General features: G+C 46.9%; 1 protein-coding gene. It reads right to left on the bottom strand.

All coding sequences use genetic code 11. From position 1 onward, the window contains the following. On the bottom strand, positions 1 to 426 hold a 426-nt coding region (locus OH455_RS23260; RefSeq protein WP_269982947.1), incomplete at its 3' end, for an IS110 family transposase. Between the last annotated feature and the right edge of the window lie 28 nt (positions 427 to 454).

The following is a 454-nucleotide window of genomic DNA, read 5'->3' as shown; positions in this document are numbered from 1 at the left end:
GGCAGTTTCTCTGGCTCTTGAGAGATCTCGTATGGCTTCATCTTCGGCTTCAGGGACGTAGATAGGCGTGAGCTCTTCAGCCTTAAAGAGTTTGGCTAGCTTAGCGGCATCGCGCTTGTCAGTCTTCACTCGGTCACCAGGCTTTTTGGGGATGAGTGATGGAGCGACGACATAGCAGCAATGCCCAAGGCTGGTAAGCAGACGATAAGTCCAGTATCCACATGGGCCAGCCTCATAGACAAAATGAAGGGTAGCTTTGGGATATTTAGATTGGAGTTGTTGGGCTAATTTAACCAAAGCGGACTTGTTTGAGTTAATTCGACCAAGGTGTTGTGGTTGAGCCCCTCGATGACCTTGTAGAACAGCGACTTGGATAAATGACTTATGCGTATCTAAGCCAATGAAAACTATGCTATCGTTATTCATGCTAGCCTCCAGATTTAGTTGTTTAGTC

The organism is Vibrio sp. T11.5, assembly GCF_027587155.1.
GTDB classification, from domain to species: Bacteria; Pseudomonadota; Gammaproteobacteria; order Enterobacterales; family Vibrionaceae; genus Vibrio; species Vibrio neptunius.
Note: the sequence above shows the minus strand (reverse complement) of the source record. Positions and strands in the feature narration are given on the sequence as shown.